The 20269-nt window shown below is 67.2% G+C and carries 27 protein-coding genes; 17 read left to right on the top strand and 10 right to left on the bottom strand.

The window, feature by feature from the left end:
- Window positions 1-93 precede the first annotated feature (93 nt).
- From M1K48_RS06600 to M1K48_RS06590, 3 genes are read left to right on the top strand one after another with little or no spacing between them, the layout of a single operon-like run.
- Complete coding sequence (locus M1K48_RS06600) at window positions 94-981, top strand: aldose 1-epimerase (protein WP_249505045.1); 888 nt, start codon at window positions 94-96, stop codon at window positions 979-981.
- Window positions 982-1767, top strand: a complete 786-nt coding sequence (locus tag M1K48_RS06595) for a ZIP family metal transporter (RefSeq protein ID WP_249505044.1) — start codon at window positions 982-984, stop codon at window positions 1765-1767.
- A 36-nt stretch (window positions 1768-1803) separates the two neighbouring features.
- Entirely contained in the window at window positions 1804-2562 is a 759-nt protein-coding gene (locus tag M1K48_RS06590) for a TonB family protein (RefSeq protein WP_249505043.1), read from the top strand.
- Here M1K48_RS06590 and M1K48_RS06585 read toward each other — a convergent pair.
- Complete coding sequence (locus M1K48_RS06585; protein ID WP_249505042.1) at window positions 2559-3362, bottom strand: energy transducer TonB; 804 nt, start codon at window positions 3360-3362, stop codon at window positions 2559-2561. The genes M1K48_RS06590 and M1K48_RS06585 overlap by 4 nt on opposite strands.
- A gap of 13 nt (window positions 3363-3375) precedes the next feature.
- A complete protein-coding gene (locus M1K48_RS06580; protein WP_406697343.1) occupies window positions 3376-4464 on the bottom strand; it encodes a potassium channel family protein in 1089 nt (362 codons plus the stop codon).
- Between the two features lie 320 nt (window positions 4465-4784).
- Between M1K48_RS06580 and M1K48_RS06575 the strand changes: the two genes are divergently transcribed.
- Entirely contained in the window at window positions 4785-5267 is a 483-nt protein-coding gene (locus M1K48_RS06575) for an Hsp20 family protein (RefSeq protein ID WP_249505040.1), read from the top strand.
- Window positions 5268-5339: 72 nt separating this feature from the next.
- Here M1K48_RS06575 and M1K48_RS06570 read toward each other — a convergent pair whose 3' ends face one another.
- Window positions 5340-6059, bottom strand: a complete 720-nt coding sequence (locus tag M1K48_RS06570) for a GcrA family cell cycle regulator (RefSeq protein ID WP_249505039.1) — start codon at window positions 6057-6059, stop codon at window positions 5340-5342.
- 71 nt (window positions 6060-6130) lie between these two features.
- Between M1K48_RS06570 and M1K48_RS06565 the strand changes: the two genes are divergently transcribed.
- The 4 genes from M1K48_RS06565 (at window position 6131) to M1K48_RS06550 (ending at window position 9824) form a co-directional block, all read left to right on the top strand.
- Window positions 6131-6955 carry an ABC transporter permease gene (locus tag M1K48_RS06565; protein WP_249505038.1) on the top strand — a complete coding sequence of 275 codons (825 nt, stop codon included), beginning with the start codon at window positions 6131-6133 and terminating at the stop codon, window positions 6953-6955.
- 119 nt (window positions 6956-7074) lie between these two features.
- Window positions 7075-7644 (top strand): hypothetical protein, encoded by a 570-nt coding sequence (locus M1K48_RS06560; protein WP_249505037.1) that lies wholly within the window; start codon window positions 7075-7077, stop codon window positions 7642-7644.
- A 106-nt stretch (window positions 7645-7750) separates the two neighbouring features.
- Window positions 7751-8941: an aspartate aminotransferase family protein gene (locus M1K48_RS06555; RefSeq protein WP_249505036.1), complete on the top strand. Its 1191-nt coding sequence runs from the start codon at window positions 7751-7753 to the stop codon at window positions 8939-8941.
- A 274-nt stretch (window positions 8942-9215) separates the two neighbouring features.
- Window positions 9216-9824 carry a tetratricopeptide repeat protein gene (locus M1K48_RS06550; protein ID WP_249505035.1) on the top strand — a complete coding sequence of 203 codons (609 nt, stop codon included), beginning with the start codon at window positions 9216-9218 and terminating at the stop codon, window positions 9822-9824.
- On the opposite strand, the gene M1K48_RS06545 is transcribed toward M1K48_RS06550, so the two are convergent.
- The 3 genes from M1K48_RS06545 to M1K48_RS06535 form a co-directional block, all read right to left on the bottom strand.
- Complete coding sequence (locus M1K48_RS06545; protein ID WP_249505034.1) at window positions 9789-10280, bottom strand: RES family NAD+ phosphorylase; 492 nt, start codon at window positions 10278-10280, stop codon at window positions 9789-9791. The two genes, M1K48_RS06550 and M1K48_RS06545, sit on opposite strands and share 36 nt — an antisense overlap.
- A 15-nt stretch (window positions 10281-10295) precedes the next feature.
- Window positions 10296-10646, bottom strand: coding sequence for an antitoxin Xre/MbcA/ParS toxin-binding domain-containing protein (locus M1K48_RS06540; protein WP_249505033.1), 351 nt, complete (start codon window positions 10644-10646; stop codon window positions 10296-10298).
- 68 nt (window positions 10647-10714) lie between these two features.
- Entirely contained in the window at window positions 10715-11326 is a 612-nt protein-coding gene (locus M1K48_RS06535; RefSeq protein ID WP_249505032.1) for a YceI family protein, read from the bottom strand.
- A gap of 299 nt (window positions 11327-11625) precedes the next feature.
- On the opposite strand from M1K48_RS06535, the gene M1K48_RS06530 reads away from it, so the two are divergent.
- From M1K48_RS06530 to queE, 6 genes are all read left to right on the top strand, one after another.
- Entirely contained in the window at window positions 11626-11832 is a 207-nt protein-coding gene (locus tag M1K48_RS06530) for a cold-shock protein (protein WP_168067087.1), read from the top strand.
- Window positions 11833-11926: 94 nt separating this feature from the next.
- Window positions 11927-12118 carry a hypothetical protein gene (locus M1K48_RS06525; RefSeq protein ID WP_249505031.1) on the top strand — a complete coding sequence of 64 codons (192 nt, stop codon included), beginning with the start codon at window positions 11927-11929 and terminating at the stop codon, window positions 12116-12118.
- Window positions 12119-12192: 74 nt separating this feature from the next.
- Window positions 12193-13086, top strand: coding sequence for an Hsp33 family molecular chaperone HslO (hslO, locus tag M1K48_RS06520; RefSeq protein WP_249505030.1), 894 nt, complete (start codon window positions 12193-12195; stop codon window positions 13084-13086).
- A 26-nt stretch (window positions 13087-13112) separates the two neighbouring features.
- Window positions 13113-13517: a DUF3617 domain-containing protein gene (locus tag M1K48_RS06515; RefSeq protein WP_249505029.1), complete on the top strand. Its 405-nt coding sequence runs from the start codon at window positions 13113-13115 to the stop codon at window positions 13515-13517.
- Window positions 13518-13693: 176 nt separating this feature from the next.
- On the top strand, window positions 13694-14380 hold the full coding sequence (gene queC, locus M1K48_RS06510) for a 7-cyano-7-deazaguanine synthase QueC (protein WP_249505028.1): 687 nt from the start codon (window positions 13694-13696) through the stop codon (window positions 14378-14380).
- Entirely contained in the window at window positions 14377-15003 is a 627-nt protein-coding gene (gene queE / locus M1K48_RS06505) for a 7-carboxy-7-deazaguanine synthase (RefSeq protein ID WP_249505027.1), read from the top strand. The genes queC and queE overlap by 4 nt, the downstream gene beginning before the upstream one ends.
- A 7-nt stretch (window positions 15004-15010) precedes the next feature.
- Here queE and M1K48_RS06500 read toward each other — a convergent pair whose 3' ends face one another.
- The 3 genes from M1K48_RS06500 to lipB form a co-directional block, all read right to left on the bottom strand.
- Window positions 15011-15274 carry a hypothetical protein gene (locus tag M1K48_RS06500; RefSeq protein WP_249505026.1) on the bottom strand — a complete coding sequence of 88 codons (264 nt, stop codon included), beginning with the start codon at window positions 15272-15274 and terminating at the stop codon, window positions 15011-15013.
- 107 nt (window positions 15275-15381) lie between these two features.
- Complete coding sequence (locus tag M1K48_RS06495; RefSeq protein ID WP_249505025.1) at window positions 15382-15645, bottom strand: hypothetical protein; 264 nt, start codon at window positions 15643-15645, stop codon at window positions 15382-15384.
- Window positions 15646-15721: 76 nt separating this feature from the next.
- On the bottom strand, window positions 15722-16393 hold the full coding sequence (gene lipB / locus M1K48_RS06490) for a lipoyl(octanoyl) transferase LipB (protein WP_249505024.1): 672 nt from the start codon (window positions 16391-16393) through the stop codon (window positions 15722-15724).
- A gap of 82 nt (window positions 16394-16475) precedes the next feature.
- Here lipB and M1K48_RS06485 point away from each other — a divergent pair, with 82 nt between their 5' ends.
- Complete coding sequence (locus tag M1K48_RS06485) at window positions 16476-17279, top strand: hypothetical protein (RefSeq protein WP_249505023.1); 804 nt, start codon at window positions 16476-16478, stop codon at window positions 17277-17279.
- An 8-nt stretch (window positions 17280-17287) separates the two neighbouring features.
- Here M1K48_RS06485 and hemF read toward each other — a convergent pair whose 3' ends face one another.
- Window positions 17288-18133, bottom strand: coding sequence for an oxygen-dependent coproporphyrinogen oxidase (hemF, locus tag M1K48_RS06480; RefSeq protein ID WP_249505022.1), 846 nt, complete (start codon window positions 18131-18133; stop codon window positions 17288-17290).
- Between the two features lie 205 nt (window positions 18134-18338).
- Between hemF and petA the strand changes: the two genes are divergently transcribed.
- Both petA and M1K48_RS06470 read left to right on the top strand, forming a co-directional pair.
- On the top strand, window positions 18339-18926 hold the full coding sequence (petA, locus tag M1K48_RS06475; protein WP_406697275.1) for a ubiquinol-cytochrome c reductase iron-sulfur subunit: 588 nt from the start codon (window positions 18339-18341) through the stop codon (window positions 18924-18926).
- Between the two features lie 11 nt (window positions 18927-18937).
- The gene (locus M1K48_RS06470; protein WP_249505021.1) at window positions 18938-20254 is read left to right on the top strand and encodes a cytochrome b; all 1317 of its coding nucleotides are present in this window, start codon (window positions 18938-18940) and stop codon (window positions 20252-20254) included.
- Window positions 20255-20269 lie beyond the last annotated feature (15 nt).

Below are 20269 nucleotides of genomic sequence, written 5' to 3'. Positions count from 1 at the left end.
TTTCGCGCCCTGATTCCAACATCGCAAGCGCCGGGGAGGTAATTATCCCCAGATCAGTTGCGATGGTCTGAACAAATGGCCAAGAACGGGTTCATGTTGCAGGCCGAACACAATCTCACGCTCCGCGCGGGCGATCTCGAGCTGGTGCTCAGCCCGGCGCTCGGTGGTGCGATCCGCGACCTGACCTGGACCGGGGAGGGACGCCGCGTCCCGCTGCTGCGGCCGACCCGCGAAGGGGCGGACAGCGTGCTCGACATGGCGAGCTTCCCGCTGGTGCCCTATGTCAACCGCATCCGGGACGGACATTTCAGCTTCCGTGGTCGCGAGGTGGTGATCAAGCCCAACATGGCGGGCGACATCTCGCCGCTGCACGGCCAGGGCTGGCTGGCGCCATGGACGGTGGAGAGCGCCGGCGCGCAGGATGCCGAATTGCGTTTCATGCATGAAGCCGGCGAGTGGCCGTGGAAGTATGAAGCGAAGCAGGTCGTCTCGCTCTACGAGCGCGGACTGTCGCTGGAGCTGCACTGCCGCAACCTCGACCGCGAGCCGATGCCGTGCGGCCTTGGCCAGCATCCCTATTTTCCCTGCACCGCCGAGACCCGGATCGATACCGAGGTCCGCAGCGCGTTCGAGATCGACGAGCATGTGCTGCCGACCGGCGAGGTGGCGGCGACCGGTCGCTTCGACCTACGGGAGCGGGCGGCGTGCGGGCAGGGGCTCGACCATGGGTTCGGCGGCTGGGGCGGCGAGGCCCGTCTGACTGATCCCGAATGGCCGGCGCTGCTTCGTCTTTCGAGCCCGGATGCCGGCTTCTTCCAGCTCTACTCGCCGGAAAGCGGCGGGATATTCGTCGCAGAGCCGGTGACCCACGCCAATGCCGCGCTGAACGAGCCGGAGGAGCGTTGGGGCGAGCTTGGCTTGCGGGTTCTGGAGCCCGGCGAAGAGATGCGTCTCGACCTGCGGCTGGGGCTGGTTTCCTAGGTGGCGTCCGACCTTATCGCCGCAGGAACGCTCGCGAGCTTCCTGGCCGGGCAGGCAACGACGCTCGGCGCGCTTCCGGTCTTCTTCCTCAAGGGGATCAGCCAGCGCACGCAGAACATCTTCCTCGGCTTTGCCGCCGGGATCATGCTGGCGGCGAGCTTCTTTTCGCTGATCATTCCGGGGCTCAATGCCGCCGGCGACCTTCACGGTGGCAACAAGACGGTGGCCGCGCTGATCGTCGGATCGGCGATCCTGCTTGGCGCCGGCACGCTCCATTTGCTGAACCGTGTCGCGCCGCACGAGCATTTCATTTCTGGGCCGATGAGCGGGGCGGAGAAGAGCAAGTTGTCGCGGATCTGGCTGTTCGTGATCGCCATCTCGCTGCACAACTTTCCCGAAGGCCTGGCGGTAGGGGTGAGTTTCGGAAGCCCCGACCACACCGCCGGCTATGCCACCGCCTTCGGGATCGGGTTGCAGAACATACCCGAGGGCCTGGCGGTGGCGGTGAGCCTGGCGGCGGTCGGTTACGGGCGATTGTTCTCATTCTTCATCGCAGTACTGACCGGCCTGATCGAGCCGGTCGGGGGCTTTCTCGGCATCTCGGCCATCTCGCTGTCGAGCGAATTGCTGCCGTGGGGACTGGGCTTTGCCGGCGGGGCAATGATTTGGGTGGTGTCGAGCGAGATCATCCCCGAGACGCACCGCGACCACCAGGAAGGGACCGCGACCTTTGCGCTGATGGTCGGGCTGGCGGTAATGATGAGCCTCGACTGGATTTTCGGTTAACGGAGCAGTTGGACCTTTTCCGCTAAAGCACTGGCGATGCAGCCCTCTCCCCTCAACTCTCGCGACCGTGCGGGTGCGATCACGCTGGTGATCCTGGTCCACGCCGGGGTGCTTGCCGGGCTGCTGACCCTGGGGTCGTCGGCCAGTCTGACGCATAGCCTGCAAAGGCCGCTCGAGATTTTCGACGTCGTGCCGCCGGAAGAGCCGGTTCCGCCACGGCCGCCGCCGGTCGTGGTCGAGAGCCGCGCTGTGCCAAAGGAGGAGGGGGCCGCCGCGCCGCCGGCAAGAAAGGCCGAGGCTTCGCCGGTCAAGCAGGTCGAGCCGGTGGTGCAACTTCCGCCGACACCGCCGCCGGTGATTGTCGCGCCGACCCTCGGTGCCGGGAGCGCGCCGAGTGCGGGCGCTGCGCCGGTCGACGGTACGGGGAGCGGGGCCGGGGGCCAGGGCAGCGGCACCGGGTCGGGCGGCGCCGGGTCGGGTCCGGGCGGCGGCGGGGACGGGGGCGAGGGCGCCGGGCCGTCGGTGATCCAGGCGACGACGCTGACCGGGCGGAGCTATCCGCGCGAGGTGCTGAGGGTGTGGCCGCGGGGCGGGCGGGTGTTCGTCGCGGTGCGGGTCCAGGTCGATGGCCGCGCCACCGACTGCAAGGTCAATCGGTCGAGCGGAAATCCGATCGTCGATCAGTGGACCTGCCGGTTGGTCGAGGAACGGGTGCGCTTCCGCCCGGCGCTCGACGGCCAGGGTCGGCCCGAAGTGCGCTGGTATGGCTATGTCCAGGCCCCGGTGAACTTCTAGTCGCGGACCTCGACCGGATCGACCCAGCGGTCGGCGCCGGGGCGGCGGTTCCATTCATTGCTGCCAGGAGACCAAGCTTCGACCGGCCGGCCCGCGGTATCGCGGGCGGGGGCGAAGCGGAGGCGACGGATCGCCGCCGTGCAGGTCGCGGCATCTAGCCCGGGATAGCCACTGGAGCGCGTCACCCGGCAGTCGCGGACGCGGCCGTCGGTCCCGACCAGCAGGCGGAAGCGGACGATGCCGCGGGGGCCCTGGGCCTGAACCGCGGGCGGTACGTCACGCCATTCGATCGACCCGCTGAGATATTCAGGCTCCTGCGCCACCCCACCCGACCCTCCGCCGCCGGTGCCGTTGCCGGAACGGCCGGCGCCAAGGCCCTCACCTTCGCCGCCGCGTCCGGTGCCAGGGCCGTCGAACGGCGCGGCGCCGGGGTTGGGGGCGGTGCCGATGCCAGCGATCGGCGCCGCGGGAAGCGGCGGGGGAACGGGCAGGCGGACCACCGGGGGCGGAGCGACGACGGGCGTCGGGGTGTTCTTCAGCGCAGGCGGAGCGGCGGCGCCTTCGGGGTCGGCGGCGCGCTCAGTCGGCTTTGGCGCGGGCTCGGGGAGCATCGGGACGGCGGGCGGCTCAGGCTCGGGCGGCTCGGTGATGTCGAGCAGGGTCAGCGGCTCGGCCAGCTTGGCCGGGACCGGGGTGACCCCGAGACCGGTCAGCAGGGCATAGCCGATCCCGAGGTGGATCAGCGCGGCGAGGCCGACGGAACGGACCCGGTCGGCCGGGGTGGCAAGCTGGCGGCGCATGGCGTCGAGCGTCCTAGACCGGCAAGGCTGAACCCCGACTTGCTCCCGCCGCGGTTCGCGCATGATCGCCGGGTGCACCCTCGCCGAACAATTCGATGATCCGGTCGCCGCCTTGAAGGGTGCAGGCGCCGGGATCCTCGAAGCTGATCGCCTGGCCGTCGCGGATGATGCGCAGGCCGACGCCGGTGTCGATCTCGGCCAGCTGGCGGCCGACCTCATTCGCCTCGACCGTCCGCTCGCGCAGCTGGACCCGGCCCTTGGCTGAAGCGAGGTCGGCAAGATAATCGGCGACCCCCGAGCCCGCTGCCGAGCCCGCCATCAGCAGCCCCGCGAAGCTGACCGGGTTGATCACGGTGGTCGCCCCGGCGGCTCTGGCTGGGAGCTCATTGTCGGACGCGCGTACGGAGACGGTGATCCTGAGGTCGGGAGCGAGGTGGCGGGCGGTCAGGCAGACCAGGATCGAGGTGTCGTCGCGGCCGGCGGTGACCAGCAGCGCGCGGGCCCGTTCGACATGGACCGCCTGCAGCGTGGCGTCGCGGGTGGCGTCCCCCTGCAGCACCATGCAGCCATAATCGTGGGCGTGGGTGAGGGCTTCCTCGTCACAGTCGATCACGACTAGCGAGGAGGGCTCACTGCCGCGGGCGACCAGTTCGGCCACCGCTTCCGAGCCGCTGCTGCCGAAGCCGGCGACGATGATGTGGCCGGTCAGACCTGCTTGAAGTCGGCGCATCAGATATTTGTCCCACAGGCGTTTGATGAAGAAGCTGTATGCGGTTCCGGCGAGGATCAGCAGGAAGAAGATGCGGATCGGCGTTACCACCAGCGCGTCGAACAGCCTGGCTTGTTCGGTGATCGGCACGATGTCGCCGTATCCGGTCGTGGTGGCACTGATCATCGTGAAGTAGATGATGTCCGCGAGGCTGATCGACCCGTCGTGGGTGTCCTTGAGGCTGTCGCGCTCGATCCAGTGGAAGCCGATGATCAGCGCCAGCAGCAGCGCCATGATCGCCAGCCGGATGGCGAGCTGGGTCGCGGTCCCGTAGCGCGAGCGGCGGCGCAGCTGCAGCTGGCTGGTCGCCCATGGCACCTGGCGATTGGTCAGCACCCGCGCCGAGGCGTGCGCAGGCGGTCTCGCGGGGGCGGGCAGCCTCGCGGGGGGCGGGGGCGGGCGAACAGGCACGGGGGCGGAACGATGGCCAGCGAACTAAGGTCCCGAAAGCGGCGTTGCCGATCCGTCGATCGACAAATGGCCAAGGGCTGAGTGGAGAAATGATCGAGGCCTGCGGGCGCTGTACCCCTCTTGAACCGGAAAATGCTGCTTCCAACATGTGTCTTGCCGGGCGCCGCTTGAGGGCCCGGTGACGGGCTGCGAGCTTGTCGCTCCCGCCCGCCTTGTTGCTCAACTCATCAGGAGGACAAGACATGCGTAGTGCATTCGACTTCACCCCGTTTCGCCGCAGCGCGGTAGGGTTCGACCGGTTGTTCGACATGCTGGAAAGCAGCGCGGCCTCGGGCGCGGGCGAGAATTACCCGCCGTTCGACCTCATTCGCACCAGCGAGCATGAATATCGGATCGAGATCGCCGTGGCCGGCTTCCGCCGCGAGGAGATCGAGATCACCAGCCACCAGAATGTGCTGATCATCCGCGGTCGCAAGGCTGACGAGGGTGGGGCCGACTATATCCACCGCGGCATTGCTACCCGCAGCTTCGAGCGGCGCTTCGCCTTGGCCGACCATGTCAACGTGACCGGCGCCGACCTGGCCGACGGCATGCTGGCACTGACCTTGAAGCGCGAGATCCCCGAGGCGATGAAGCCGCGCCGGATCGAGATCGGCGGGACGGCCCAGCCGCGGCACGACCGGATCGAGGCCGCAGCCGGGGAGCGTGAGGGCGCGGAGGCCTGACCCGCTCCGGCTGACGAGAAAAGGGCTCCGGAGGCGAATGCTTCCGGAGCCCTTTTTGTCGGGTTTGCGAGCTCAGCGGACCCGCGGGCCGCCGTAGGGAAGCGGCGGCGGCGGGCGGCGATCGCGGCGGGGCAACTGCGCCTGATAGGCGACGCCGCAATGCTGGACGCAATAAGGATAGCCGGGATTGGCCTGTTGCCCGCAGAAGTGGAAATCGGGCTCGCCCGGGTGACCCATCGGCCACTTGCAGATGCGGTCGTTGAGGTCGAGCAGGCCGGTCTTGTCGGCCATTTCGGGCGCGGGCTTGGCCGGCATCAGGCGGCGCGGCGGGGCCGGCGGGATCGGCGGCTGCTGGTCGCCAGGACCCTGGCGAACGAAGCCGCCCGGGCCGATCGAGCGATAGACCATCACCGTTTCGCCGGTCTTAGCGGGAGCCGGAGTGCTAGGAGCCGGCGCCGGCGCGGCAGCCGGTGCCGCGGGGAGGTCGTCGTCGGGCATCGGCGCCGCGCTTTCGAGGATGGCGGCGATCGCCGGCTTCTCCTTGACTCGCGACGGGGCGGCACGCTCGGACGCCGGAGCGACCGAGGGGGCTGGCGCGGCAGCGGGTGCCGAGGCGCCCTTGTCCTCGCCCGGCTTGACCGGGGAGGGACGCGAATCGAGGCCCAAGCGGTGCGCCTTGCCGATCACCGCGTTGCGGCTGACGCCGCCTAGGTCATCCGCGATCGCGCTCGCTGTCTTGCCTTCGGCCCACATCGCCTTCAGCCGCTCGATCCGTTCGTCAGTCCAGCTCATTCTTTGCGTCGCTTTGCTTCTTCGGGTTAACCGGTTGCCGTCCCAGCCCGCAGCCGATAGGCGCTGATCGCGTGAACGACCAGCCCTCATCCACTCGCACCGCGCCAGGACAGGCGCGCCTGCGGGGCGTCAACTGGGGCGGCCTCAGGACCCTCTATGTCAAGGAGGTACGCCGCTTTTTCAAGGTCCAGACCCAGACCATCTGGGCGCCGGCGGTGACCACCCTGCTGTTCCTGGTGATCTTCTCGATCGCGCTGGGCGGGGCGAACCGGCAGGTGATGGGCGTGCCGTTCCCGACTTTCATCGCCCCAGGCCTGATCATCATGGCGATGATCCAGAACGCCTTCGCCAATTCGAGCTTCTCGCTGCTGGTCGGCAAGATCCAGGGCACGATTGTCGATTATCTGATGCCGCCGCTGTCGGTGGGCGAGCTGATCGCCGGGCTGGTCGGGGCGTCGGTGACCCGCGCGCTGCTGGTCGGCTGCGCGGTATGGCTGGCAATGGCGCTGTGGCCCGGAGTCGAGGTCACGGTGATCCACCCGTTGAGCGTGATTTGGTTCGGGCTGATGGGATCGCTGCTGCTGAGCTTCCTCGGACTGATCACCAGCATCTGGGCCGAGAAGTTCGATCATGCGGCGGCGGTGACCAACTTCGTGGTGGCGCCGCTGTCGCTGCTGAGCGGCACCTTCTATTCGGTCGAGGCGCTGAGCCCGCTGTTCCGCGGGATCAGCCACGCCAACCCGTTCTTCTATGTGATCTCGGGCTTCCGTCATGGTTTCCTGTCGGAAGCCGATTCGCCTATCCTATTCGGGGCGATGTTGCTGCTGGTGCTCAACCTGGGGCTGTTCGCGCTCTGTTATGGCCTGTTGAAGAGCGGGTGGAAGATCAAGAACTAGACTTTTCAGTCACTTGGTCGTTTCGGCTGGTGAATGGCAGATAACGGGCGTGTTCAGCCTGTGGAACTCGGGCAGCGCCTAGAACTTCTCTCATCAAGCCTCGATGAGGGAGAGTAAGCATGAAGAAGTTCCTGTTCGCCGCCGCCGGCCTTGCGGCCGTTGCCGCCGCCACTCCGGCCAGCGCGCAATATTATCAGGGTCAGCAGCCTTATAGTTACAACCAGGGCTATGGCTACAACCAGGGCTACGGCTACGCCAACCAGCAGCAGCTGGTGCAGTTCTACCTGCAGCGGACCGATCAGCTTCGCCTTCAGGTGGACAGCCGCAACCGGCTGAGCCCGCGTGAGGCGGACCGTCTGCGTGGCCAGGCGATCGAGTTGCAGAACCGTGCTCGCAGCTATGCCCGCAATGGCATCAATGCCAGCGAGCAGCGTGATCTCGACGTTCGGATCGCCCAGCTGCAGCAGCGGATCGTGGTGCAGGCCCGTGACGGCAACAACCGCTACGGCAACGGCTATGGCCGCGGTGTCGGCGGCGGTCGGGACCGTGACCGGGACGGTGTTCGCGACAACCGCGATGGGTGGGTCGACCGCAACCGTAACGGTATCGACGATCGCCGCGAGGGCTTCATCGACAACAACCGCAACGGTGTCGACGATCGCCGCGAGGGCTACCCCTATCGCCGCTAAGGCTACGAGCGGAGGGGTTAACCTTCCCCTCCGCTCCCGCTAAGAGGGCGCGGCTTCCACCCGGGAGCCGCGCCCTTTTTCTTGTCTGTCCTCCAGGAGCCCGTTCATGGCCATCACGCCGCTCATGCCCGTCTATCCGCGCTGCGAGGTGCGGCCGGTCCGAGGCGAGGGCGTGTGGCTGATCGGCGAGGGGGGCGAGCGCTATCTCGATTTCGCCAGCGGCATCGCGGTCAACCTGCTGGGGCACAGCCACCCGCATCTGATCGGCGCGATCCAGAAGCAGACCGAAACGCTGATGCACGTGTCGAACCTGTACGGGTCTCCGCAGGGTGAAGCGCTGGCGAGCCGGCTGGTCGAGCTGACCTTTGCCGACACCGTATTCTTCACCAACTCGGGCGCCGAAGCGGTGGAATGCGCCATCAAGACCGCGCGGCGCTATCACCATGCCGCGGGCAATCCGCACAAGAACAAGCTGATCACCTTTTCCAATGCCTTCCACGGGCGGACCATGGCGACCATCAGCGCGACCGACCAGGTGAAGCTGCGCGACGGCTTTGCACCGTTGCTGGAGGGGTTCGAAGTGGTCCCGTTCGACGATCTGGACGCCGCGCTGGCGGCGATCGACGAGACCACCGCGGGCTTCCTGGTCGAGCCGGTTCAGGGCGAGGGCGGTATCCGTCCGGCGAGCCAGGAGTTCATGACCGGCCTCAGGAAGGCGTGCGACGAGCATGATTTTATGCTGGTGCTGGACGAGGTGCAGTGCGGCGTCGCGCGGACAGGGACGCTCTACGCCTACGAGCAGTACGGAATCGTGCCGGACATCCTGGCGAGCGCCAAGGGCATCGGCGGGGGTTTCCCGCTCGGCTGCTGCCTGGCGACCGAGAAGGCCGCGAGCGGTATGGTGATCGGCACCCACGGAAGCACCTACGGCGGCAATCCGCTGGCGATGGCGGCGGGTAATGCGGTGCTGGACGTGGTCGCCAACCCCGAATTTCTGGCCCGGGTGCGCGACACCGGCCAGCGCCTGCGCTCGGCGCTGGAGCAGATGATCCCCAACCATGACGGGCTGTTCGAAAGCGTGCGTGGCATGGGCCTGATGCTGGGCATCAAGATGAAGACCGACAGCCGGGCGTTCGTCGGCTACCTGCGCACCCGCGGCATCCTGACGGTGGCGGCGGGCGACAATGTGGTGCGCGTGCTGCCGCCGCTGATCATCGACGACAATGACATCCGCGCCTTCGTCGACGGGCTGAGCGCGGCGTCGGCGGACTATGAGGTGCCGGCCGAGGCCGCTTGAGCGTCGACCTCGAGCCCTGGCTTTTCGGGTTGGCCGGGGCCGGCATGGGCGCCGGCATGCTGGTCTATTGCGTCGTTGGATTGCGGCGGGGGCGGATCAAGCCTCTCCTCCGCACCTTCCGGAACGAGCCTATCACCGTGGCCTTCACCCACGGCGATACTCGGCTTCATTGGTCTACAATTGCGTCGTCGGGTTCTTCTTTGTCCTCGCCGGGCTGTTGATGGTCGTGGGGGAGCGGGTGAGTGCGCGCGAAAAGCCGTTTCGCGACGCTTGCGTGGCCGAAAAGCCCGCGCTTCCGCCGGCCGACACGATCGCAGCATGCAATCGTTGGCTGCAGACGGTGCGCGCGAGCTCCTTCGACAAGGGCCTGGCGATGAGTGCGCAGGCTGACGCTTTCTCACGGGTGGGTGACGAGGTGGAGGCGACCCGTCTGCGGCGGGCGGCAGTCGGGGCCTATGGCCATTCCCTCAGCGGCTATCCCTCCGACAGCGCGGCGCATTGGAACAGCGGCGTGCTGATGCGGCAGCTTGGCGACTTCGAGCAGGCGCGTGAGGCGTTTCTCGCCCATACCCAATTAGAGTCCGACCGGGGTGATGGCTGGTTCGAGCTCGGGATGGTCGAGGTTGAACTTCGGCGGTTTCCGGACGCTATCGCCCATCTGACCCGCGCGATCGAACGGCTGCCCGGCGAGGCACGGCCGCTGGCGGGCCGGGGGATTGCCTATCGCCTGGCGGGGGACTGTGCCCGCGCCGATCTCGACTTCGACGAAGCGCGCCGGAGGGATCCTGCCGATCCTTTGCTGAAGGTCGCCGACGAGATGTTTCCGCCGGTCGTCGAGAGCCCCGCTTCAGCCAAGCCGGGCCTCGTCGTCGATGACGGATAATCGAGCCCCGTCACCGGTCCAGCGCCAGAGGACGAGGTTGAGGTCGTCCGGGGCAGCGCCGCGGGCGAAGCTGCGGACCAGCATTCCGGGATGGCCGGCGGCGATCAGCGCGAGAGCGAAGTCCTGCGTCGGGGCGCGGCCGTCCTTGCGCATCGCTTCGCGCCAGGCCGGGTCGGCCAGCGTCTCGGCGGTCATTTCGAAACGGGCAAGCACCGCGGCGTCGCGGCAGTCGAACAGGTTGGTGAACGTGGCGCGATAGGCGACCAGGGTGGTCGGCTGGAGATCGCCGGCCTGGTTGGCCTCACGGATGGCGGTGGCAATGGTCAGCGCGGTGTAGAGCGCCGGGACCCCGCGCGGATTGAAGCGCCCGCCGAACCGTGCGGCGCCTTCGCCCGAAAGCGGTTGGCGAGCGTAGAGCGGGTTGAGCGAGCGGTAGAGCGTGCCCCTGTAGTCCACCTAAGCGCAGTCCACTCAGGCGAACACGCCCGCGTCGACCGCATCGATATAGGCCAGCACGTCCCCGGCGCGGCCTTGCTGGACCAGCGTCATCGCGGTCTGGTTGGCGAAGCCCGGCAGCGGCTCCGAGCGGTACCAGGCAAAGGCCATCAGCGGCGAGCCGAAGCGCGGCTCGACCTTGTTCAGGATCTCGACCATCTCGCGCAGCCGGCCCTGGGTGCGGGGCGAGCGGAGACGCTCCTGCCGCTGTACGGCGTCGCGCGCGAGACCGGCCGAGGCCGCCACTTCCTGACTGGTGGTGCGCAGCAGGGTCGCGATCTTGCCGGGTGCGAACAGGCCGCCTTCCGCATATTGTGCCAAACCCATGTGCCACCTCCTTTGACGCAATATAGCGTCATTTCCTGCGGGGACAAGGAGGTGGCGGGGGCGCGGCCTTACTTCTCGAACGCGGCGGTGATCTCGAGCTTCACGTCGTCCGACACCGCCGGAACGGCATAGCCGAGGTTGAAGTCACTGCGCTTCAGGGTGGCGGTAGCCGAGAAGCCGACCGTCTGCTTCTTGTTCATCGGGTTGGCGCCGGCGCCGTGGAGGCGGGCGTCGAGGGTGAGGGGCTTGGTCACTCCGCGCAGGGTGAGGTCGCCGGCGATCGTCGCCTGGGTGCCGCGCACGGTGACGCTGCGCGACACGAACCGCGCGGTCGGGAACTTGGCGGTGTCGAACAGGTCGGCGGTGGCGAGATGCTTGGCGAAGCCGGGCGAGGTGACGGTCAGGCCCGACAGTGGAATGTCGATCGCGACCTTGGCGTTGCGGGTGTTGGCGGGATCGATGTTGAGTGTCCCGCTCATCGCTCCGACCATGCCGTACAGGCGGCTGAAGCCGAAGTGGTCGACCGACCAGACGACCTGCGTATGGTTGGCGTCGACCGTGTAGCGGCCGGCCTGCACCAAACGGGCGGCGGCGGCGGCCGATTGCGGGGCGGGCTGAGCAGCGATCGCGGCGGTGCCGGCAAGGGCGAGGGCGGCGACGAAGGCGAGACTCTTGTGCATGGGATCGAAGCTCCTGTTGCATGGTATTCTTTCGTAACCACGTAACTGCGCGTGCCCGGGTCGACTGGCAAGAAGGCACATGGTTGTGACCCGGCCCTCAATTGCTCTCCGCGCGGTCCGCCCGCGAAGGTCCGCGGGGGCCACAGTTGTAATTCCGGCCATTCGGGCGCATATGGAGATGGCTATCAGTCGCAAGTTTTGACGGTCTACGGCGCTTTGCGGCTCCTTACTCCTTCTCTCCATGCTGCTCCTAGCGTGCTGCCCGGCTTTCGGGTGGCGCTACGAGAAGGACTACCACCATGATCACCGGAACCGTCAAATTCTTCAACGCCGACAAGGGCTATGGCTTTATCTCGCCCGAGGATGGAAGCGGCGACGCTTTTGTCCACATCTCGGCAGTTGAAGCGGCCGGCATGCGCACGCTCGATCGCGACCAGAAGGTCCAGTACGAGCTGCAGAGCGGCCGTGATGGCCGCGCGAGCGCTGTGAACCTGCAGAGCGCCTGAGCCTGAGTTAGAGAGAGCGGCCCGCTTGTGTGATGGCGTGCGGGCCGCTTTCTTTCTCTCTCCTGCCAACCCTAGCGAAGGAAGACAGCCCCCGATGTCCACCCTCCAATTCTATTCCGAGCGCGCCGCCGAGTGCCGCCGCGACGCCGACGCCGCCAGCCTCGAGAACGTCAAGCGCCGCAACCTGGAAGCCGCCGAGGCCTGGGAAGCCATGGCCGAGCGCCTGACCCGCACCAACGCCCACCGCGATGCCAACGAAGCCGCCCGCGAGGCGCGCTCCGCCTGACGACCCGCCCCGGCACTTGCCGGGACACGGGACGGGCGGTTGAGGTCGGCAGGGGGGCTTCCTATCTCCCCTGCATGACCCCCGACATTCTTACTCTCGATGCCGCGCTTGGCGTGACCGTTCCGGCGCGTAATGCCCGCGGCCGCGCGGCCCGGATCGGCCCTTCGCTGCGCCGCATCCTTTCCGCCCATGCCTACCCGCCGCCGATCGAGCGGATGCTGGCCGAAGCGCTGGCGCTGACCGCGCTGCTTGGCTCGCTGCTCAAGGATCCCGGCGGGCAGCTGACGCTTCAGGCGCAGACCCAAGGAGGCGTGGTCGACCTGCTGGTGTGCGACTACAAAGGTGGCGAACTGCGTGGCTATGTTCGTCACGATCCGGTCAAGCTGGCGGATGCCGCCCACGCCCCGACGCTCAAGACGTTGTTCGGCGAAGGCTATCTGGCGATCACCTTCGACCAGCCCGCCACCGACGAGCGCTACCAGGGCATCGTTCCGCTGGAAGGCGACAGCCTGGCCGAGGCCGCGCAAAGCTATTTCACCCAGTCCGAGCAGATTCCCTCAATCGTCCGCCTGGCGGCCGAAAAGAAGGCCGACGGCTGGGTCGCGGGCGGAATCCTGTTCCAGCACCTGCCCGAAGGCGAGGAAGGGCGCGAGCGGCTGCACACCCGGCTCGACCATCCCGACTGGGACCATGTCGCGGTGCTGGCGGGATCGGTGCGCCCCGAGGAACTGACCGACGAGACCCTGTCGCTCGATGCCCTCGTCTGGCGCCTGTTCCACGAGGAAGAGGAAGTGCGGGTGTTGCCCGGAGCCCCGCTGTCGCGCGGCTGCCGCTGCGATCCCGACTATGTCCGCTCGGTCATTGCCCGCTTTCCCGAGGAGGAGCGCGAGCAGATGAAGAATGACGAGGGCGTGATCCGCGTCGACTGCGAATTCTGCTCGACCAGCTTTCCCCTGGTCTTCGATTGAAACGGAAGCGTGATAAAAGCGGCGGGATGAGCAGAGTCGCGCCCTTCATGCTGCTTGCGGCCCTGGCCGGCGGGTTCGCCGAGGCCGCGCGGGCGCCGTCCGTGTTGCCGGGGGTGGAGCCCGGCCTGTGGGAAGTGAGCCGCGACGCGACCGGGCGCGGGGCCCGGCGCGGCTGCCTGCCCGACATGGAATTGCTGGCGACCTATGCCCACGCCGGGGATCGCTGCAAACGGACGATCCTTGCCAACTCGCCGCGGCGGCTGTTGATGACGCTGGACTGCGGGCCGGGCGATTTCGGTCGCTCGGAGATCACCGTCACCACGCCGCGATCGCTCAAGCTCAGTACGCAGGGCTTTCACCGCGGCGAGCCTTATGACCTCAGTATTTATGCCCGAAGGGTCGGAGAATGTCCTATTTCCGGTCGACGTTAAGGCGTTGTTTAACCATAAGCTGCTAGGGCTTGTTTGTGCCTGACCGATGGTTCGGCACGCTTTCCTCCCTGACGGGCCTTTGAGCCCGAACCTGGGCCGCCCTTCGGGGCGGCCCTTCTTTTCCAGGGCCTCCGATTTTTGCGTTTCGGACGCCCCCGTCCTATGGGCGCGCCGCCATGCCCAGCACCCCTTCCACTGCCGTCGTCCTTCTTTCGGGCGGGCTCGATTCCATGGTCTGCGCCGCGCTGGCGCGGGAGCGGGGCTTCCGGGTCTGCGCGCTGACGGTGGATTACGGCCAGCGCCACCGGGTCGAGCTCGAGGCCGCCAAGCGGATCGCGGCGGACCTTGCCGACCGCCACGTGATCCTGCCGCTCGATCTGCGCGCATTCGGCGGCTCGGCGCTGACCGCCGACTTCGCGGTGCCCAAGGACGGCGTCGGCGAGGGCATTCCAGTCACCTACGTGCCGGCCCGCAACACCATCTTCCTCAGCCTGGCGCTGGGCCTGGCCGAGGCAAGCGGCGCGCGCGATCTATTCGTGGGGGTGAACGCGCTCGATTATTCGGGCTATCCCGACTGCCGCCCGGACTTCGTTGCGGCGTTCGAGCGGCTGGCCAATCTGGCGACCAAGGCCGGGGTCGAGGGCGATCCGTTCACCATCCATGCGCCGCTGCAGGACATGACCAAGGCCGACATCGCGCGCGAAGCGGCCCGCCTAGGGCTCGACGCGGGGCTGAGCCACAGCTGCTACGACCCGGGCCCCGACGGCGGCGCGTGTGGCGAGTGCGATGCCTGCCGCCTCAGGGCGATGGGTTTCGAGCAGGCGGGGCTGCCCGATCCGACCCGCTATGCGGCGGCGCCGTGACCTACGCGATCAAGGAATGCTTCCTGACGTTGCAGGGCGAGGGCGTGCAGAGCGGCGCCCGGGCGGTGTTCCTGCGCTTTGCCGGCTGCAACCTGTGGAGCGGGCGCGAGGCCGATCGCGCCACCGCGCAGTGCCGCTTCTGCGACACCGATTTCGTCGGCACCGATGGGGTTAACGGGGGCAAGTTCGCCGATGCCGAAGCGCTTGCCGATCTGGTCGAGCGTCTGTGGGGCGAGGGACCTGAGCAGCGGCTGGTGGTGGTGACGGGCGGCGAACCGATGCTGCAGCTCGACGCCGCACTGATCGATGCGCTGCATCGGCGCAGGTTCCGGGTGGCGGCGGAAAGCAACGGGACGCTCGCCGCGACGCCGGGGATCGACTGGCTGTGCATCAGTCCCAAGGCCGGGACGCAGGTCGTGCAGCGGTCGGGCGACGAGCTGAAGCTGGTCTGGCCGCAGGCGGGGATCGACCTCGCCGAGCTCGAAGGCTGGGACTTCCGCCACTTGCTGATTCAGCCGATGGACGGGCCGGAGGGAAGCGTCGCGGAGGCGATCGCGGTGGCGATGGACCGACCGCGCTGGCGGCTGAGCCTGCAGACCCACAAGATGGTGGGCCTGGCCTGAGGCGAACTCAGGCCTCGTTATCGCTTTCGTTGGATTCGTTTGACGGAAGGTCGGCCTCGTTTGCGTCGAAGTCCGGCGCGGGCAGGTCGTTCGCCATGCGCGCATCGTCGGCGGTCGCGGCGTCGATCGCGGTGACGTCGCCCGACACCACATTCTCCTGCTCCAGCCCGGCGTCGCCGACGCTTTCATTGACCGTGGCGGGCTGCTGATCGCCGCACCCTGCAAGCAGGAGGAGCGGGGCGAGGGCGAGGGGAAGGAGGGTGCGCGACATGGCCGCGTGGCTAGCCGCTTTGGCGGCAACAGAAAAGGGGCCGCCAGCATGATGCCGGTGGCCCCTTTCCTTAGAACTCCCGGGTTCCCGAGGGAGCCCGGAGCGACTTACATCGCGTTGTTCATCATCATGTTGCTGTCGTTCGACATCATGTTGGTGTCGTTCATCATCATGTTGCTGTCGGCAGCCATGTTGCTGTCCATGGTCATGTTGGCGTCCATGGTCATGTTGGCGTCCATCGCGTTCATGTCGGCGACGGCGTTGGTGTCGACGGCCATGTTCTCTTCCATGGCGGTGTTGTTGGCGGCTTCATTGCTGCTGCAAGCCGAGACAGCGAGGGCCGCAGTGGCGACCAGGATCAGAGCACGCATTTTGATTCACTCCCTAGAAAATGAGATCTGGCGTGGCAGTTCCACGTCGCAAATCACCGCGCTGTGTAGAGGCTAGTCAAGCTTCCGCCAAGAGGGGTGCCGAACGGCCTAGTCTGGACAGGAAAACCGGCAGCGCCGCTTCGAGCGCACGGTCGAGCGCAGCCATGTCGGCGGCGAGCCCGAGCGCGGCGAGGCTGGTCACTCCGTGGGTGGCGATTCCGCAGGGAACGATGCCGCCGAAGTGGGTGAGGTCGGGCGCGATGTTGATCGAAAAGCCGTGCAGCGTGACCCACCGCTTTACCCGCACCCCGATGGCGCCGATCTTGGCCTCGGCCGCGCCTTCGCCGGTCCAGATCCCGATTCGCCCCGGCGAGCGATGCGCCGACACGCCCAGCGCGGCGAGCGCGTCGATCACCCAGCCTTCGAGCGCATGGACGAAGCAGCGGATGTCGCGGCCGCGCGCGGCGAGGTCGAGCGTCAGATAGCCGACCCGCTGCCCCGGGCCGTGATAGGTGTAGCGGCCGCCGCGTCCGGCATCGAACACCGGAAAGCCCTGCGGATTGAACAGCTCGGCGGGGTCGGCGCTGGTGCCGGCGGTGAACAGTGGCTGGTGCTCGAGCAGCCAGACCCGTTCGGGCGCGGTCCCCTCGCGCACCGCGGCGGCGCGCTCCTCCATGTCGGCAAGGGCCTGGGGGTAGGGGATCAGGCCGTCGCTGACCCGCCATTCGATGCCGTCGATGCTGCGCATGAGCCCTCCCAGCCATGAAAAGTGGCCAAGGGGCAAGAGGGCGGCTACATCTCGCCCTATGCAACATAAGGGTGGGTCAAGGATGAAGCTGTCGATCGGTCAGGCGTGGGACGAGGCCAAGGGCGTCTTCCGGGCCGACGGAAAGGCGATTTTCGCCGTGGCGCTGGCGCTGACGGTGCTTCCGGGCGCAATCCTGGAGACCATTTCACCCTCCGGTTTGCGCTCTCAGGAAGTGCCGTGGTGGATCGCCCTGTTCGGCCTTATCTCGGCGCTGCTCAGCCTGACCAGCCAGATTGCGATCAGTCGCATCGCCATTGGCTACCCTGCCACCGTCGGCGAGGTGCTAGCGCTGGCCTTTCGCCGCCTACCGGCGCTGTTCGGGGCTCTGCTGCTGGCGATCCTGCCGTTTGCGCTGATGCTAACCGCGCTCGGCATGTCGCAGGGCGCCGACCTCACACCCGCCACGGTGCCGCCGGGCCTGGCCGGGGCAGTGTCATTGATCCTGCTGGTCGGGATCTTCGTGCTGATCCGGCTGCTGTTCCTGACCCCGCTTGCCGCCGACCGCGGCGGTGGACCCATCGCGCTTCTGAAGGAGGCCTGGCAGCTGTCACGCGGCCATTTCCTCAAGCTGCTCGGGCTGATCCTGATCATGGCGCTGGTGGCCGCACTGCTGGTCTGGGGACTCGGCAGCGCGCTTTCGACTGTCGTGCTTGTCGCCCTGGGCCCGATCGCGGCCGGTAACGTCAGCGCCGCGCTGGTCGCACTGATCCAGCAGGGATTGGCGGCGATAGTCTCGGTCCTGTTCGTCGTGGTGGTGTGCCGGCTCTACGTCCAGGCGACCGGCGGCGGCACCGTGGCGTCGGTCCCGCACGCCGGTGGCGACTGAGGCTCAGCTCAGCTCCACTTCGCCAGCGGCGGCAAGCTCATCAGGATGGCGTCGACGTTGCCGTTGGTCTTGAGGCCGAAGATCGTGCCGCGGTCGTAGAGCAGGTTGAATTCGGCATAGCGGCCGCGAAATTCGAGCAGACGGTCCATCTCGGCCTCGTTCCAGTCCTGACCCATGCGGCGGCGGACGATCTGCGGAAAGATGGCGAGAAAGGCCTCGCCCACATCGCGGGTGAAGGCGAAGTCGGCGTCGAAGTCGCCCTCCAGCCGGTCGTAGAAGATGCCGCCTACCCCGCGCGCGACCTTGCGGTGCGGGAGCCAGAAATATTCCTCGCACCATTTGGAATAGCGTTCGTAATAGTCGGCGCCATGGGCGTCACACGCTGCCTTCAGTTCGGCGTGAAAGGCGGCGGTGTCGTCGGGGTAGGGGATTGCCGGGTTGAGATCGGCCCCGCCGCCGAACCAGCGCCGGGCGGTGCACAGGAAACGGGTGTTCATGTGGACGGCGGGAACGTGCGGGTTGGCCATGTGTGCGACTAGGCTGATCCCGGTGGCGAAGAAGCGATTGCCGTTTTCCGCGCTGCCGGGAATCGACTTGGCGAATTCCTCGGAAAAGGTCCCACCGACGGTAGAAACGTTGACCCCGACCTTTTCGAACACCTTGCCTTTCATCAGTCCGCGCACGCCGCCGCCGCCAGGCTCGCCCGACGGATCCTCGCGGTCCCACGGCAGATAGTCGAAGGTGGCGTCCGAGCCCGCTTCGCGCTCGATCGCCTCGAACGCGGCGCAGATTCGGGTGCGCAGGGTTTCGAACCAGGCGCGGGCGGCGGATTGTTGCTCGTCGAGGGCTTGCATGGGGGTGGAGGCTAGCGGCTCGGGCCGGACACGCCAATGATCGAGATCAAAGGAGGATCGTTTCGGGGGCCTCACCGACCAATGGACCCTTGAGGAGCGATGAACGGCCCGCTATCAGGCGCGCGATCATCCGCTCCGCCCAGCCGGCGCGGTACCCACGTCATGCACCCGACCGGTGCGAATAAGCGAGCTCAAGGACCCGTTGATGGCCACCGTCGAACAAACCCAGCCGGTGATGCCCGGCGAGCCAAGCGCGGCCGAGGCCGGCGACCCGGGCGTGCGTCGCCGCGACTTCATCAATATCGCCGCGGTAAGCTTCGCCGGGGTCGGCGCGGTCACCGCGATCGCCCCGCTGCTGATGCAGGCCGCGCCGTCGGCCGACGTCCGCGCACTGTCGTCGATCGAAGTCGACATCTCCAAGATCCAGCCGGGTCAGGGCATCAAGACCAGCTGGCGCAAGCAGCCGGTGTTCATCAAGCAGCTGACCCCGCAGGAGGTTCAGGCCGCCAATGACGTGTCGGTCAGCGAGCTTCGCGATCCGCAGAGCCTTGCCGACCGCACCAAGCCCGGCAAGAGCCAGTGGTTGGTGACGTTGGGCGTCTGCACCCACCTCGGCTGCGTGCCGCTCGGCATCGGCGAGGGGGAGACCAAGGGTGACTTCGGCGGCTATTTCTGCCCGTGCCACGGGTCGCACTATGACACTGCGGCACGCATTCGTAAGGGCCCGGCGCCGACCAATCTGGCCGTGCCTGACTATGAATTCGCTAGCGACACCGTTGTCCGGATCGGTTGAGGACTGACACAATGAGCTTTGCCTGGGCCAAGCCCTACGAACCCACCTCGCCGTTCATGCGCTGGATGGACCAGCGCCTGCCGCTGCCGCGCCTGGTCTATGGCGCGATCGGCGGCGGTTATCCGGTGCCTCGCAACCTGAACTACTTCTGGAACTTCGGGGTCCTCGCCGGCCTCGCGCTGATGATCCAGATCATCACCGGCATCGTGCTGGCGATGCATTATTACAGCTACACCGGAGCCGCCTTCGACAGCGTCGAGCGGATCATGCGCGACGTCAACGCGGGCTGGGTCCTGCGCTACGTCCACCAGAACGGCGCAAGCTTCTTCTTCGCGATCGTCTACATTCACATCTTCCGCGGGCTGTACTACGGCTCGTACAAGGCGCCGCGTGAGATGGTGTGGCTCCTCGGCCTGGTCATCTACCTGCTGATGATGGCGACCGCTTTCATGGGCTACGTCCTGCCGTGGGGCCAGATGAGCTACTGGGGAGCGCAGGTCATCACCGGCTTCTTCTCCGCCATTCCGGTGGTCGGTGAGCCGTTGCGGGTGTTCATCCTTGGCGGGTTCGCGCCCGACCAGGCCGCACTGACCCGTTTCTTCTCGCTCCACTATCTGCTGCCGTTCGTGATCGCGGGCGTCACCATCCTCAAGATCTGGGCGCTGCACATCCCGGGGTCGAGCAACCCGACGGGCGTCGACGTTAAGGACGAGAAGGACACGCTGCCGTTCCACCCGTTCTACACCGCCAAGGACGGCTTCGGCATCGGCGTTGCGCTGCTGATCTTCGCGCTGGTGGTGTTCTTCTTCCCCTATAGCCTGGGCCACCCCGACAACTACGTCGAGGCCAACCCGCTGGTGACCCCGGCGCACATCGTCCCCGAATGGTATTTCTGGCCGTTCTACGCGATCCTGCGCGCCTTCACGGTGGACTTCATCCTGCCGGCCAAGCTGTGGGGCGTGCTGGCGATGTTCAGCTCGATCCTGCTGCTGTTCTTCCTGTCGTGGCTGGACCGGTCGCCGATCCGGTCGACCAGCTATCGCCCGGTCTACCGGATCTTCTTCTGGGTGCTGGTGGCAGACATCATGCTGCTGGGTTATTGCGGCGTGATGCCGGCAGAGCAGCCGTATATCGCGCTCAGCCAGCTGGCCGCCGCTTATTACTTCGCCCACTTCCTGATCATCCTGCCGCTCGTCTCGAAGTTCGAGAAGCCGCGGCCGCTCCCCAACAGCATCTCCGAGAGCGTGCTCCACGGTGAGAAGGCGGAGAGCCGGCCTTACGGCCTCGCTCCCTCCGGGCCGACCACCGCGCCGCAGCCGGCCGAATAAGAAAGCACACAGACC

It is taken from the genome of Sphingomonas glaciei (genome assembly GCF_023380025.1).
GTDB lineage: Bacteria > Pseudomonadota > Alphaproteobacteria > Sphingomonadales > Sphingomonadaceae > Sphingomicrobium > Sphingomicrobium glaciei.
The sequence above is the reverse complement of the archived record's forward strand: the minus strand, read 5'-3'. Positions and strand labels throughout refer to the sequence as shown.